This is a genomic window from Streptomyces sp. NPDC020597 (assembly GCF_044335095.1).
GTDB lineage: Bacteria > Actinomycetota > Actinomycetes > Streptomycetales > Streptomycetaceae > Streptomyces.
Genome location: NZ_JBIRUL010000014.1, coordinates 23,149 through 37,393, shown reverse-complemented (window position 1 = coordinate 37,393; position 14,245 = coordinate 23,149). Strand labels below are relative to the sequence as shown.

Sequence of the window (14,245 nt, the reverse complement as noted above, 5' to 3'; positions counted from 1 at the left end):
CTGCCCCTCCGGGTGCCCACTGAGGCGCGCGGCAGACGTGCGGGAACGTACCGCCGGCCGGCGGAATCCCGGCGACGCCCATCGGTGGTTCACCGACGGGGTGTCTGCGCCGCCGGCGTCCGCCGACGCCGGGTGTCAGGGCGGCAGTTCGGGGTGCACGGGTTCGGCGTCGGCGACGTGCTGCTAACCTCCGGGCTCACCCCGGGTCCCGTCGGCCGACCCCCGGTCGACGGCCACCGTCCCCTCTCGAAGGACCACCTCACCGCCATGCTCGACGGCACGCGTTCGACGACCGCGCCCAGTGACTGGACCGACCGTCTGCGCCTGTTCGGGCATACGGCGCCGCCCCGGAGCGACGTCCGTGAGCGTCTGGTTCCACCTTTCCCGGAGCCCGGCACGCGCGTCTGGGAGCGCCTGGGTCTCAGCCCCGCACGGGCGTACCGGGCCGCGAAGGCGATGGGGTGGGCGGGTCCGGTGCTCGTCGCCCTCCTCGCCGGCGTGATCCGTTTCTGGCGCCTCGGCCGGCCGCACGATCTCGTCTTCGACGAGACGTACTACGCCAAGGACGCGTGGGCGCTGCTGCGGCTGGGTTACGAGGGCACCTGGCCGGACCGCAAGATCGCCGACCCGGGCATCCTGGCCGACCCGCAGAGGGTCCCCCTCACCGACGCGGGTGCGTTCGTCGCGCATCCGCCGACGGGCAAGTGGGTGATCGCCCTCGGCGAGGGCGCCTTCGGTCTCGATCCGTTCGGCTGGCGCTTCATGACGGCGATGCTGGGCACGCTGTCGGTGCTGATGCTGTGCCGCACAGGACGGCGTCTGTTCCGTTCGACGCTGCTGGGCTGCCTGGCCGGCCTCCTGATGGCGCTGGACGGCCTGCACTTCGTGATGAGTCGCGTCGCGCTGCTCGACCTCATCGTCATGTTCTTCGTGCTGGCGGCCTTCGCCGGCCTGCTGATCGACCGCGACCGGGCACGGGCGCGGCTCGCGGCAGCCCTGCCGGTGGGGCCGGACGGCCGCGCCGTACCGGACGGGGACGCCGCGGCCGGCGCCGGGACGGGCCTGCGTCCGTGGCGGTCGGCAGCCGGCGTCCTCCTCGGACTCGCGGCCTCCACGAAGTGGAACGGCCTGTACTTCCTCGTCTTCTTCGTCGTCCTGACCCTGTTGTGGGACGTCGGCGGCCGCCGCACGGCCGGGGCCCGCCGCCCGTACCGCGCGGTGCTGCGCAAGGACGCCGGCTGGTCGCTGCTCTCCCTCGTGCCCGTCGCCGTGGTGACCTATCTGGTGACCTGGACCGGCTGGTTCCTGTCCGATGACGGCTACGGTCGGCATTGGGCGGACGGCCGCGGCGGCACATGGTCGTGGATACCCGCCCCGCTGCGCAGCCTCTGGCACTACGAACAGGCCGTGTACCGGTTCAACGTGGGTCTGGACACCTTCCACAAGTACGAGTCCAATCCGTGGAGTTGGCTCGTCCTCGGCCGTCCCGTGCTGTTCTCGTACCAGTCGCCGAAGGCCGGCCAGGACGGTTGCCGGACGACGTCCGACTGCTCCCAGGCGGTCCTCGCCCTGGGTACCCCGCTCCTGTGGTGGGCGGCGTGCTGCGCGCTGGTGTATCTGCTCTTCCGGTGGGCGCTGCGCCGCGACTGGCGGGCGGGCGCCGTCCTGTGCGCGGTGGGGGCCGGTTACCTTCCGTGGTTCCTCTACCAGGACCGCACGGTCTTCGCCTTCTACGCCGTCGTGTTCGTGCCGTACCTGTGCCTGGCGGTGGCGATGATGCTGGGCGCGCTGGCGGGTCCGCCGGGCGCGGACGAAGGACGGCGCACCCGTGGCACGGTCGCCGCAGGCGTGCTGGTGCTGCTCATCGCGTGGAACTTCATCTACTTCTTCCCGATCTACACGGGGCAGACGATCCCGTACCCCGACTGGCACGCCCGCATGTGGCTCGACACCTGGATCTGAGCCGCCGTACCGCTCCGGCCGGGACGATCAGCGGCGGCCGGCCCTCTCCCGGCCGACGCGGTACAACTCCTGCGAGGTGGCGATGAGTTCGCGGCGTTCCTTCTTGGATCCCACCATGGGCTGGGAGCCGTGCAGGGACACCTGGGCGCTCTCGGGCAGGTAGCGGACCGTGACCAGCCCGATGACGCCGGCCGCCATGAGGTAGAAGGCGGGCATCATGTCGTTGCCGGTGAGGTTCACGAGCGCCTCGGTGACCAGCGGGGTGGTGCCGCCGAACGCCGCGACCGCGAAGTTGAAGCCGATGCCCATCGCGGCGTATCGGACGGCCGTCGGGAACAGCGCCGGCAGCGTCGCGGCGCTCGGGGCGGCGAAACAAGCGAGCAGCGTGGACAGGATCAGCACACCGAAGACCGGCGGCCACGTGCCGTCCATCTTGATCAACAGGAAGGAGGGGACGGCGAGGAGGATCATGCCCGCCGCCGCGTAGCCGTACAGGGGGCGTCGGCCGATGTGGTCGCTGAGCCTGCCGAGGAAGGTGATCAGCAGGACGATCCAGACCATGCCGATCAGCACGAGGACGTCCGCGGACGTGCTGGAACGGCCGAGAGTCTCCGTCTGGTACGTGGGCAGGAAGCCCGTGACCATGTAGTTGGTGACGTTGTAGAGCAGTACCAGGCCGGTGCAGATGAGCAGGCCACGCCAGTGGTCCCTGACGATGGTCTTGAACTCGGTGCCCGCCGACTCCTTGGCGAGGCTGCGCTCGTGTTCGTCGAGTTGCTGCTGGAAGGCGGGCGACTCCTCCAGCTTCAGTCGCATGTAGAGACCGATCACCCCGAGCGGGCCGGCGATCAGGAACGGGATCCGCCAGCCCCAGGAGAGCATCTGCGCGTCGCTGAGGGCGAGGTTCAGCGCGGTGACCAGCGCGGAACCGAGTGCGTAACCGACGAAGGTGCCGAAGTCGAGCCAGCTGGAGAGGAAGCCCCGGCGGCGGTCGGGCGAGTACTCGGCGACGAAGGTGGTCGCGCCCCCGTACTCGCCGCCGGTGGAGAACCCCTGCAGCATGCGGGCGAGGAGCAGCAGGATCGGCGCGGCGATGCCGATCGTGGCGTAGCTGGGGATGAGGCCGATGGCGAAGGTGCCGACCGCCATCATGATCATGGTGGTGGCGAGCACCTTCTGCCGGCCGAGGCGGTCCCCGAGCGGGCCGAAGACCAGTCCGCCCAGCGGGCGCACGACGAACGCCGCCGCGAAGGTGGCGAAGGACGAGATCACCTGCGCGGCGGGCGACGCCCCGGGGAAGAAGACCTTGCCGAGGGTGGCCGCGAGGTAGCTGTAGACGCCGAAGTCGAACCATTCCATGCAGTTGCCGAGCGCCGAGGCGCCCACCGCCCGCCGGAGCAGGGGGCGTTCGACGACCTGCACGTCCTCGTCGCGGAAGGGACGCTTGTTCCGCTTCAGTCTGCGCGTCAGGTCCTTGCGGACCTGGACGGGCAGACCTGCCGTCTGGAGTTCTCCGGAGCGAGTCGTTCCGGGCTGCTCGTCGGTCTGTACGTCGGCCACTGCGGTTCCTTACCCGTCGTGCGTGAGCGACCCATGTGCGCAGCGTGAGGCACTGGGTGACTTCTGTGCGTATAGAGGCTGCTGCCCTCTTTCACACAGCTCATGCGGTGACCGCGGCCACATCACCGCGTCCGCGTGACGCACCGGGCTCAGGTGGCGGTCGGCCAGGTCCGCAGCAGTGCGGCGATCCGTCCGGCGGTGCAGGCGGGGTCCAGGAGCAGGTCCTTGAGCGCGACGGCGTCCGCCCGGGCGGGTTTGACGGGAATTCCGGCGGCCTCGAGGTACATGACGCCGGTGGCGGCGGCGACCGCCATGTTGGACCGCTCCAGCCAGCGGCACCGGCCCAGCGTGTGCACCAGCGCGGCGGCCTTGGCGTAGTGGCCGTCGTAGACGGGTTGTTCGAAGAGTTCGGCCCGGTGCCGGGCGACCGCCGAGACGGGGACGCCGTAGTCGTCGGGGGCCGGGTCGTCCGCGCCGGCGGCCTCGGCGACCTGCAGGATCCAGGGGACGTCGATGTGCAGGTCCATCAGGCGGCGCGCGCTCCGGGAGACGTCTGCCGGGCGGCGTCCTCGGCGTCGTCGAACACCGACTGGTGCTCGGCCAGGAAGCGGGCAGCCGCGTCCACCGCGCGGGCCCGCAGTCCGCTGGCGTCGTCCTGGACGAGCCGGGCGAGGTAGTCCCCCACGCTCAGCCCCAGGTCGGCGGCGCGCTTCTTGGCGAGCTCCGCCACGTCCTCGTCCACGCGTGCACCCAACTGTGTCTTGGCCATACCGGCATGGTAACACTCGTTACCACGCCTGTCCCGACACCGGTCGGCCCTGTCCCGACCCCGGTCGGCCCTGATCGCTCCTGTCGCCAAGGGCGTGCCGGAGCTCTCGGCGCGGTCCCCCGACGGCGGACGCATAACGACCGGTCGGTAGCGTGCCGGTCATGACTACTGCCACCCTCGAACCGCGCGCCGGCCGCCGCTGCCACGCACCGCTCAACTCCCTGCACGCGGCGCACTACTTCTCGCCCGACCTCGGACGGGAGCTGGGCGCTCTCGGCATCACACATCCCCGGGCCGTGAACTTCGCCGCGCGGGCGGCCGCTCTCGGACCGGTCGGGGCCGGCGCCGTGACGGCGGCCTTCTACAACTACAAGCACGATGTCGTGGCACGGCACGTGCCCGCGGTGTGGTCGGTCGCCGCCCCCGCACAGATCCTCCCGGCCCGCCTGCGCGCCGTCGACGCGACGCTGCGACGGCTGCTGGGCGAGGAAGTCCTGGCGTCCGCGCAGATGGCGGAGGCCGCGCGGCTCGCGTTGCGCGCGGCCGAGGCCGGGGGGCGTGGCGCCCGCCCGCTGTTCTCGGCGCACGCCGACCTCCCCGTCCCCGACGCGCCGCACCTCGCGTTCTGGCATGCGGCGACGCTGCTGCGCGAACACCGCGGCGACGGGCATCTGGCGGTCCTGATGTCCGCCGGTCTGGACGGGCTGGAGGCCATGGTCACCCACACCGCCACGGGCAAGGGCATGACTCCGACGTGGGTGTCGAACAGTCGCGGCTGGAGTCGGGACGACTGGAACGCGGCGGTGGACCGACTGCGCGCCCGCGGGATCCTGGACGGCAGCGGCGAGCTCACCGAGCGCGGCGTCGCCCTCCGCGAGGACATCGAGCAGGAGACGGACCGCCTGGACCGGGCGCCGTACGAGCATCTGGGGGCGGACGGCGTCGCCCGGCTGACGGAGCTCGGCACGGCCTTCGCCCGGGCCGCGCTGGCGGCGGGGGCGTTCCCGGCGGACCTGATCGGCAAGGGGTGACACAGGGGCACGCATGACCCACGTCCTGATCGGGTTCACGACGGACCGGACTGCGGACGTCGGTGAAGCGGAGCAGGAGATTCACCCGGCTGTGGGATCATGCGCCCGTGAACGCACCCTCCAGCCCCGCTCCGGGCGGATCCCCCGCCGAGTTCAAGCCCAAGTCGTCCGGTTTCGCTGCCGAGTTCAAGGACGCCGTCACGCTGCGGGCCTTCGGGCTCGTGCTCGGCGGCCTGCTCGTCCAGCTCGCCTTCGTCGTGTCCTACGTCGGCGCCTTCCACTCCCCCACGCCGCACCGGATACCCGTGGCGGTCGCCGCCCCGCAGCAGGCGTCCGCGAAGATCGTCGCCCAGCTCAACGCGCTCGACGGCGACCCGCTCGAGGCGACCGCGGCGCCGAGCGCGGCGGCCGCCCGGCAGTGGGTTCTCACCAGGAAGGCCGACGCCGCCTTCCTCTTCGACCCGAAGGGCACCGAGGACACCCTCCTGGTCGCTTCGGCGGGCGGGCCTTCGGTGTCGCAGACCGCCACACAGATCGCCCAGAAGATCGAGGCCGGGCAGAGGCGGCAGATCACCGTCACCGACATACGGCCCCCCAACGCCGGGGACGGGCGCGGGATGACGTCCTTCTATCTCGTGCTCGGCTGGGTGATCGGCGGCTATCTCACCGCCACGATCATGGGCATGGCAGCAGGCGCACGCCCCGCCAACCGGCAGCGCACCATGATCCGTCTCGGCGTGCTCGTGCTGTACGCGCTCGCGTCGGGGATCGCCGGAGCAGCCGTCGTGGGCCCCGTCTTCGACGCACTCGGGGGCCACTTCTGGGCTCTGAGCGGCATCGGCACCCTGGTGGTCCTCGCCTCGGCGGCGACCGCGCTGGCGCTGCAGACCCTGCTGGGTCTCGCGGGCACCGGCCTGGTCATCCTGCTCTTCGTGGTGCTGGGAAACCCGAGCTCCGGCGGCGTCTACCCGGCGCCGCTGCTCCCCGCGTTCTGGAGCGCGATCGGACAGGCTCTGCCGCCGGGGGCGGGCACCACCCTGGTCCGCAACACGGTGTACTTCTCGGGCCACGCCGTCACCACGACCGTCTGGGTGCTCGGCGCCTATGCGGTGGGCGGCGCGGTGCTCGCGTGGGCGGCGTCCTGGCGGAACGAGAAGCGGCTCCTCGACGCGCCCTCCGCCGAGGCCGCGACCCCGCCCCAGGCCTCGCCCGCCGTCTGACGCGACGTCCGGCCGCGCCGAGGACGAAGACCGGGACGCGGGCGCTGGGGCATCCCCGGCTTCGAACCCCGGCGCTCGCGCCCCCGGTCAGGCAGTGGCCCGGCCCCCTGGCCCCTCCGGCGGGCCCCTGGGGCGGGTCCGTCCGGCGGGCCAGTCCGGCGGGTCAGTCCGCGCAGGTTCCCGAGTACGCGTATCCGGGCAGCAGCCGCTGCCATCGTTCGCGGTCGACGGGGCCCACCACACGGCACAGCGCCGCGACGCGATCCGTGATGCCCAGGTCCCAGAGCCGGACGGTGCCGTCGTTGCCCGCGCTCGCGACCCTTCTGCCGTCCGGGGCGTAGGCGACGCTCCACACCGCTCGGGTGTGCCCGGTCAGGGTCGCGACGAGCCGTCGCCGCGCGGGGTCCCACAGCCGTACCGTGCGGTCGTTGCCGCTGCTCGCGAGCGAGCGGCCGTCGGGACTGAACGCCAGTCCCCGCACCGAGCCGACGTGCTGACCGAGCTGCCCCGTCACCCGGGCCCCAGCCACGTCCCACAACCGGATGACGCCGTCGTTGCCCGCGCTGGCGAGGGAGCGGCCGTCGGGGGCGAACGCCACGGCGCGCACCGAGCCGCCCTGCGCGGTGAGGACGGTGGCGAGACTGCCGTGCGCGACGTTCCACAGCCGCAGGGTGAGGTCGTCGCTGCCGCTGACGACGGTGGCGCTGTCGGCGCTGAAGGCCAGACAGTTCACGAAGTCGGTGTGCCCGGTGAGCACCGTGGCCCGCGTCCCCGCCGGAACGCCCGCGGGCGACATCCTCCACAGCCGTACGGTGCGGTCGGCGGAGGAGGAGGCGAGCCAGCGGCCGTCCGGGCTGAACGCCACGTCGAACACGGCCCGGGTGTGACCGCCGAGCACGACCGGGGCGCGCCCGTCGGCGGTGACGGGCCACAGCCGCACGGTGTGGTCGGCCCCGGCCGAGGCCAGCCACCGGCCGTCCGGACTGAACGCCACGGCGTAGGCCGCGCCGCTGTGGCCGGTCAGGGTGCGGACGAGGGTGCGGCGCGCCACGTCCCAGAGCTGAAGGGCGCCGTCCGTCGCCGCGGAGGCGAGCATCCGGCCGTCCGGGCTGAAGGCGGCCTTCCAGAGTTCGCTGACCGGGTAGGCGCTGAGTGTGTGGCCGGTGAGGTCCCACAGGGCCACGGTCCCGTCGAAGCCGGCGGTGGCCAGCAGGTCGCCCTTCTCCGCGACGGCGACGGCCATCACGTAGTCCGTGTGCCCCGAGAACGAGTCGACCGCGCGGCGCGTGTGGACGTCCCAGCGGACGATCGTGCCGTCGCCCCCGGCGGAGACCACCGTGTGGCCGCCGGGTCCGAAGGCCAGGCCGTTCACGTCGTCGTCGTGCCCCGCCAGAAGGCCGGTCTGCCGGCGGCCCGCGGGATCCCACAGCCGTACGGTGCGGTCCGCGCCGCCGGAGGCGAGCACCCGGCCGTCGGGGCTGAACGCCACGGCGAGGACGTCGCCGCTGTGGCCGCCGAGAACACCGATGTCCCGGTGGGTGTGCGCATTCCACAGCCGTACGGTGCGGTCGGCGCCCGCGCTGGCCAGGCGGGAGCCGTCGGGGGCGTACGCCAGCGCGAGGACGTCACCGGTGTGCCCGGTCAGCAGTCCGGTCTGGTCGTGGGTCCGCGTGTCCCACAGGCGCACGGTGCCGTCCTGGCCGGCGGAGGCCACGGTACGGCCGTCGGGCGCGAAGCTCACGGCGCGGACGGGGCCGCGATGTCCGGTCAGTACGGCGATCTGACGCCGGTCGGGCACCGACCAGAGCCGGATCGTCGCGTCCGAACTCGCCGAGGCCAGGGTGCGCCCGTCCGGCGAGAAGGACACGGACCGCACGGGACCTCGATGACCGGTGAGCTCGGCCACGGGCCGTCGGGCGGCGACGTCCCACAGTCGCACGGTGCCGTCGGAGCTCGCCGAGGCCAGCAGCCGTCGGCCGGGCCCGAAGACCACGCAGTTCACCGCTCCGTGGTGGCCGGTGAGCCGGCCCGCGAAGGCGTCGGCCTGCGTGCTGAGCAGAGCGCTGCGCGCCTCTGTGGTCCGCGAGGTGCGGTAGGCGGCCTCCGCCAGCAGCATCGAGGCCTCCGGCCGCCCGAACGCGAGTTGGGCGGAGCTCGCCGCCATGGCCTGTGACAGCGCCGTCCTGCGCTGTTCGTCGGCGGAGGTACGCTGCTCGAAGACCGTCGCACCGGCCAGGAGCGCGAGGGCCAGCAGGACGGTCAGCACGACCACCCCCGTCCGCTGCTGGCGCACCCGGCGCCGCGCGAGGCGGCGGCGCAGGTGCTCCTCGTGGTCGGAGGCGCGCAGGAAGTCGGCCTCCACGGGCGTGGGCACGCTGTCCCGGCCGCTGGGACCGGCCGCCCACTCCCTCGCGGCCGTCAGGCGGGCGCCTCGGTAGAGCAGGCTCGGGTCGCGGTTCTCACGGTCCCATTCACGCGCGGCGGCCCCGAGTTGCTGGTGCAGGAGCAGATCGGCCCGCGTCGTCCTGACCCAGGTGCGCAGTCTGGGCCACTCCCGCAGCAGGGCCTCGTGCACGATCTCGACGCGGTCGGCGTCCACCGTCAGCAGACGGGCCGTCACCAGTGCGTCCAGGGTGGCGCGTGCGGCGGCCGGGTCCCGCAGCCCGTCGAGCAGTTCGGACGTGGTGCGCGGCCGCCGGGAGGCCTCGTTGTCCTCGCCGACGCGCACCAGCCGCAGCAACAGCCGGCGGGCGGCGTCCTGCCGGACCGGTGACAGCGCGGCGAAGAGGTCCTCGGCGGCGGTGGCGACGGAGCCGTGGATGCCGCCCGTCGCGAGGTAGCCGGCCACGGTCATGGTGGAGTCGGTGCGCCGATGCCAGGTCTCCCGCAGGGCGTGTCCGAGCAACGGAAGGACCCCGGGCCGGCCGATCGGGACGGCCGGGTCCGGGACGTCGCCCACCGAACCCGGCGTGTCGGCCGCACCCAGGTCGCGCAGCAACAGCTCGACCAGTCCCGGCTCCAGGGAGGTGCCCGTCGCCGTGGCCGGACGGACGATGCACTCCCGCAGTTCGTCGGTGGTCATCGCGCCCAGCGCGAACAGCCCGTCGCTGACGACCGGGACCAGCGGCGGGTACTCCAGGCAGCGACCGGTGACGTCGGCGCGCACTCCCAGCACCACGGTGAACGCCGGTCCGTCCGCCTCGGTTGCGTCTCCGCCGCCGGCCAGTGCGGCGAGCGCCGCGATGTAGGCCCTGCGTTCCGTCTCGTCGTCGCAGAGGGTGAAGACCTCCTCGAACTGGTCCACGATGACGACGCAGCCGTGGGGCCGCCGCGCGGCGACGGCCCAGGAGCGCAGGGCCGCTACGAGCCGGTCGGCCCGTTCACCGGGCGGTCCGTCGTCGGGGAGGTGGTCGAGCACCCCGGCGGGCAGCCCGGCGCGCAGTGCGTGCAGGAGGGCGGGCAGCGGACGTGCCGTGGGCGTGCACATCACGATCGGGGCGTGGGCTCCCGCGTCGGCTTCGGCGTCGGCATGGGCGTCTGCGTCGGCTCCGACGTCGGCGGGCGGCACCCGGTCGAGGTAGCGGTGATCGCGATGGCGATCCAAGCCGAGGTCGAGGCCGACGGGGGGTGGCTCGTCGGGGCCGACGACGAGACCGCCGTCCGCGAGTGCGGGGACGAGGCCCGCGCCCAGCAACGAGGACTTGCCCGACCCGGACAGCGCGACGACGGCCACCGGCCCCTTCCCGAACCGCTGGGCGAGGCGCTGGACGAGGGCGGCGACCGCCCGTTCCCGGCCGAAGAACCGCCCGGCGTCACGCGGACCGAAGGCCGACAGGCCCGGATACGGACAGCTCTCGCCGTCGCCCTGCACGGACGGCTCGTCGCGCAGGGCCGGCGGCAGCAGGGCGAGCAGGGCGCCGTCGGCCGTCAGAGCGTCGTCGCACAACCGGGCCACATCGGCGTTGACCGGCTTGCGGCCGTTCTCGATCTTGCTCAGATAGCCCTTGCTGTAATGCGTGATCCGGGCCAGGTCGGCCAGCGACAGGCCGCGCTCCAGGCGCAGTTCGCGCAGCGCGATGCCGAACGACGAGTGCTGCGGCCGCTGTCGAGCGGCGGCCGGCGGGTGCGCCGGCCCGCCGTCCCTGTGGTCCATGAGTGGTGTGCCCCCGAGGCCAACGGTGCGCGGAGCGCCGTTTCTGACGCCGACTGGTCAGGTCGGCGACCGTGTGTCTGGGGGATGGTAAGCCGAGAGGCGAACACGGAATCCGAGGCAGGCCGGGAAGTGACGAGCATCACAAAGACCGGTCGGTGTCCGGCACATGCGGACACCGACCGGTTCATGGGACCGCCCCGGTACGCGGGCCCCCCGTGAGTCTGCCTACCGGGGCGGTGGATGTGGGGTCAGCCGACGGGGCCGGTCAACTCATGCCCGGAACCACGCAGTTCCGAACGCCGTCCAGCCACGCGTCGCCCTTCATGTAGATGTTGCTGATCCAGCCCTGGTACTCGGGCAGGTACGACCAGGTGTCGTTGGTGTATCCCTCGGCCGTCACGCTCTCGGCGTGCTTCTGGCAGGAGACCGCCACACCCGTGGGACCGGAGAGCCGCGTCACGACGCCCGCTCCGGCGGAGGGCGTGCTGCGGATCGTCACCCCGGTTCCCCACGTGCTGTAGGCGTGCGCGCCGACGGGGGTCGCGGTGCCCCTGCCGTCGCAGGCCGGGACGCCGGAGAGCCAGGCGTCGCCCTTCATGTAGATGTTGGTGATCCAGCCGCCGTACTGCGGGAGATAGGACCATGCGTCGTTGGTGTAGCCCTCCGACGTCACGCTCTGGGCGTGCATCTGGCAGCTGACGGCGACCGAGGTGGGACCGGCGAGCCGGGCGACCGTCGTCCCGTCGACGGTGGACGGCTGGGAGCGGATCGCCACGCCTGTGCCCCACGTGCCGTATGCGCCGCCCTGGGTGGCGTTGCCTCCGCCGCCGGGGCCGATCTGCGAGTCGTAGTCGGACCCTGAGCAGGTGGGCACCTCAGGCAGCCAGGCCGGGCCCCTCAGGAAGATGTTGCTGATCCAGCCGCCGCGGTTGGACAGATACGTCCAGGCGTCGTTGGTGTAGCCCTCCGCGGTGACGCGCTCTCCGCGCTGCTGGCACTTGGCGTACACGATGTCCGGTCCGGACAGCAGGGTCACCTGGCCGGCCGAGCGGTTGGGGTGCTGCCGCACGGCGACGCCCGTGCCCCAGGTCACCTGCAGCGTGCCGTCGTAGCCCGTTGGTTCCGTGAACGGGCTGCCCTGCGGCATCCGCGTCACCCCGACCAGGCGGTTGTTGCTGATACGCGAGTTGATGTCGATCACGCGGATCGGCAGCTGCGACTGGTAGGCCTCGACGACATAGCCGTCCCCGAGGTAGATCATCATGTGGGTGATGTCCTTCACCTGACCGCCGACCGCTGTGTACACCAGGTCGCCGGGCTGCATGTCGGACACGGCCGGCTTGCCTCCGCCGGCGCCGTGGACCTGCTGGTAGCTCCGCCCCGCGTTGACGTACATGGCGTAGGCCGTCCCGCCGCCGAGGATGTCGTACCCCGCGGCCCTGGACCAGGCCCAGCGCGCGAATCCCGAGCAGTCGAACCCGCGGGTCTGGGGGTCGAGCGCGGTCTCCTCGAAGTGGCTCGGGCTGCTGAGGTCCCAGGTGCCGTAGCTCTGGCCGGGAGCCGGTCCATGGCCTCCGCCCCACGTGTACACCGTGCGCGCACGCCATTCCGCGCAGGCCGCGTCGATGGCGCGCTGCGCCTCGGGCGAGGTGATGCCCTGCGCGGAGCACCAGTTCTGCTCCCCCGTGCCGGCCGCCTGGGCGGCCGTCGTCGGAAGCAGGGCCAGGAGAAGGGCGGTCACCATCAGGGCGACCAGCCCCGCTCCCCGGCGCAGTGTTCTCATCCGGTTCTCCTCTCGCGGCCGTGCCAGGTGGTCGTGGCGCCGACAGTCCGGACCGCGTTTCGATCAGGCCCCCGTGTGGCTCAGGAGCGGAACTTGCATCACCGTGGCCTCGATGGGCCTCCAATGCCAGGGGTTTCCCGTTGCCTCTTGGCGCGACGACCGGGAAACCCCTGATCCGACCTGCTCCCAGCCCTCTCCGTCCCGGTCAGCCGCGCCAGATCTTGACGTACGTCACCGCGTCGTTGAGCGTGTCGCCGACGTAGGAAATGGAGCGTCCGAAAGTGCCGTTGCCCCTCGGGCCGCTGAGGAAGGCCTTGGTGCACCCACCGTCGACCAGGAGCGACGACAGGTGCGTGGACCACCAGCTGTTCGGGCTGAAGCTGTAGCCCGCCGCGTCGCAGGGCCCGGCGTTGCCGTAGACCTTGGTGTACTGGCCGCCCCAGTCGGCGTGCTCGGCCCAGGTCATCAGCTCCGTCTGCGCTGCCGCTCGCGGTACGGCGGCCGCCGCCCGGGCGGAGGCGTCGGGACCGCTGAAGCACTGGTGCAGGCTGACGTGGGAGACGTCCTCGCCGGCCTTCACCTCGTCGAGGACGAGGACGCAGTGGGCCGGCCCGGCGGCCTTGCCGGCGACGGGGGCCGGCGCGGCGACGGCGGGACTGCCCAGCGCCGCCACGAGGGCGGCCGTCGCGAGCGCGAGCACGGCGCGTGACTTCTTCATGGGTATCTCCAGAGGGGTTTCGTCGTTCGTCACGGTTGTCGGACGGGGGTCGTGGGGAACCGCACCCGAGAGCGGGTGGACCTGCCGGTGGACGGGCGGGGTGCGCGGGGTGGACGTGCGCGGTGGACGTGCGGCCGGGGTCGGCCTACCACCACGGGTCCGTGCAGTGGATGCCGGACCGGGTGGAACCGCACGCGCGGAACTTCCAGTTGGCGTCGGTGCTGGTGCGCTGGGCCGCGCTCGTCTTGTTCTCGCCGCCCCGTGAGGTGAAGGGCCCGCACTGGATCCAGGTCCGGCCGCCGTCCCGGGTCCAGTCCAGCCACACCTGGTTGCCCGGCTGCACGTCACCCGCGATGAGTGCCCAACCGCGCTGGACGCCACGGATGTTGCCGTACTGGACACTGATCTCGATGCCCTCGCTCCACAGCGTCACCTGCCGTGCGGCGGTGTCGTACGCGTTGTCGGAGATGTCGATGAACCCGTTCCTGCCGCCCTCGCAGTCCGAGGCGGCTGCCTGCGCCGAGCCCGCGGGCCCGAGGAGCGTCATACCGCCGGCCAGCAGCGCCGCGGCCGCAGCCGTGGACAGGGCCCGGCCCCGGACGGACCGCCGTACGGCGGACGAAACACTGTTCCAACTGATCACTGGCGCGTATCCCTACGTGAGTTCGGCCCCGGGGCCGCCGCACCGTGCGACGGCGCTCCCTGGGGATCGACGATGCTCACGTTGTCGTCGCGGGACCGGGACGACCAGGCGTTTCCCGGGGTTGTCCCGTTGCCCGTGCCGTGGGAAACGCCTGGCCGTCGAGCACCTCCACGGTGCCCTTGCGACCGATGGCCGGTCCTCGAGCCCGCCCCGACGGCCATAGGACCGGCCGGGAAGTCGGTGTGGCGGCGGGGTCGGCCGATCGGCCGAGATGGGGCGGCGTGGCCGGGGTGGGGGTCCAGCCGTACGGCCGAGGCGCACTCCCCTGTCCGTGGGCGAGAGTGGAGGCAGTCACCTCGGCCACTCGATCGTTGTTGCTCACAGGCCCAGAACCCGAACTTGGGAG

At 72.5% G+C, this 14,245-nt stretch carries 10 protein-coding genes; 3 read left to right on the top strand and 7 right to left on the bottom strand.

The window, feature by feature from the left end; genetic code table 11:
• Positions 1 to 267 precede the first annotated feature (267 nt).
• On the top strand, positions 268 to 1,962 hold the full coding sequence (locus ACH4ZA_RS23765) for a dolichyl-phosphate-mannose--protein mannosyltransferase (protein WP_398431636.1): 1,695 nt from the start codon (positions 268 to 270) through the stop codon (positions 1,960 to 1,962).
• Positions 1,963 to 1,989: 27 nt separating this feature from the next.
• On the opposite strand, the gene ACH4ZA_RS23760 is transcribed toward ACH4ZA_RS23765, so the two are convergent.
• The 3 genes from ACH4ZA_RS23760 to ACH4ZA_RS23750 form a co-directional block, all read right to left on the bottom strand.
• Positions 1,990 to 3,522: an MFS transporter gene (locus ACH4ZA_RS23760; protein WP_398431473.1), complete on the bottom strand. Its 1,533-nt coding sequence runs from the start codon at positions 3,520 to 3,522 to the stop codon at positions 1,990 to 1,992.
• 149 nt (positions 3,523 to 3,671) lie between these two features.
• On the bottom strand, positions 3,672 to 4,049 hold the full coding sequence (locus tag ACH4ZA_RS23755; protein WP_398431472.1) for a fic family toxin-antitoxin system, toxin component: 378 nt from the start codon (positions 4,047 to 4,049) through the stop codon (positions 3,672 to 3,674).
• A complete protein-coding gene (locus ACH4ZA_RS23750) occupies positions 4,049 to 4,291 on the bottom strand; it encodes a hypothetical protein (protein ID WP_398431471.1) in 243 nt (80 codons plus the stop codon). Before ACH4ZA_RS23750 ends, ACH4ZA_RS23755 begins: the two co-directional genes overlap by 1 nt.
• A 161-nt stretch (positions 4,292 to 4,452) precedes the next feature.
• On the opposite strand from ACH4ZA_RS23750, the gene ACH4ZA_RS23745 reads away from it, so the two are divergent.
• Complete coding sequence (locus ACH4ZA_RS23745) at positions 4,453 to 5,322, top strand: hypothetical protein (RefSeq protein ID WP_398431470.1); 870 nt, start codon at positions 4,453 to 4,455, stop codon at positions 5,320 to 5,322.
• A 107-nt stretch (positions 5,323 to 5,429) separates the two neighbouring features.
• Positions 5,430 to 6,542: a DUF3533 domain-containing protein gene (locus ACH4ZA_RS23740; RefSeq protein WP_398431469.1), complete on the top strand. Its 1,113-nt coding sequence runs from the start codon at positions 5,430 to 5,432 to the stop codon at positions 6,540 to 6,542.
• A 163-nt stretch (positions 6,543 to 6,705) separates the two neighbouring features.
• Here the strand turns inward: ACH4ZA_RS23740 and ACH4ZA_RS23735 are convergent, their stop codons facing one another.
• The 4 genes from ACH4ZA_RS23735 to ACH4ZA_RS23720 form a co-directional block, all read right to left on the bottom strand.
• Entirely contained in the window at positions 6,706 to 10,695 is a 3,990-nt protein-coding gene (locus ACH4ZA_RS23735; protein ID WP_398431468.1) for a helix-turn-helix domain-containing protein, read from the bottom strand.
• Positions 10,696 to 10,960: 265 nt separating this feature from the next.
• Positions 10,961 to 12,478, bottom strand: a complete 1,518-nt coding sequence (locus tag ACH4ZA_RS23730) for an NlpC/P60 family protein (RefSeq protein ID WP_398431467.1) — start codon at positions 12,476 to 12,478, stop codon at positions 10,961 to 10,963.
• Positions 12,479 to 12,683: 205 nt separating this feature from the next.
• The gene (locus ACH4ZA_RS23725; protein ID WP_398431466.1) at positions 12,684 to 13,196 is read right to left on the bottom strand and encodes a hypothetical protein; all 513 of its coding nucleotides are present in this window, start codon (positions 13,194 to 13,196) and stop codon (positions 12,684 to 12,686) included.
• Positions 13,197 to 13,341: 145 nt separating this feature from the next.
• Positions 13,342 to 13,839, bottom strand: coding sequence for a hypothetical protein (locus ACH4ZA_RS23720; protein ID WP_398431465.1), 498 nt, complete (start codon positions 13,837 to 13,839; stop codon positions 13,342 to 13,344).
• Positions 13,840 to 14,245: the final 406 nt, after the last annotated feature.

Bases quoted from the DNA above. Each gene is read 5' to 3' on its own strand.
- ACH4ZA_RS23765 (WP_398431636.1), top strand. From the start codon at position 268: ATGCTCGACGGCACGCGTTCGACGACCGCGCCCAGTGACTGGACCGAC.
- ACH4ZA_RS23755 (WP_398431472.1), bottom strand. From the start codon at position 4,049: ATGGACCTGCACATCGACGTCCCCTGGATCCTGCAGGTCGCCGAGGCC.
- ACH4ZA_RS23750 (WP_398431471.1), bottom strand. From the start codon at position 4,291: ATGGCCAAGACACAGTTGGGTGCACGCGTGGACGAGGACGTGGCGGAG.
- ACH4ZA_RS23745 (WP_398431470.1), top strand. From the start codon at position 4,453: ATGACTACTGCCACCCTCGAACCGCGCGCCGGCCGCCGCTGCCACGCA.
- ACH4ZA_RS23735 (WP_398431468.1), bottom strand. From the start codon at position 10,695: ATGGACCACAGGGACGGCGGGCCGGCGCACCCGCCGGCCGCCGCTCGA.
- ACH4ZA_RS23730 (WP_398431467.1), bottom strand. From the start codon at position 12,478: ATGAGAACACTGCGCCGGGGAGCGGGGCTGGTCGCCCTGATGGTGACC.
- ACH4ZA_RS23725 (WP_398431466.1), bottom strand. From the start codon at position 13,196: ATGAAGAAGTCACGCGCCGTGCTCGCGCTCGCGACGGCCGCCCTCGTG.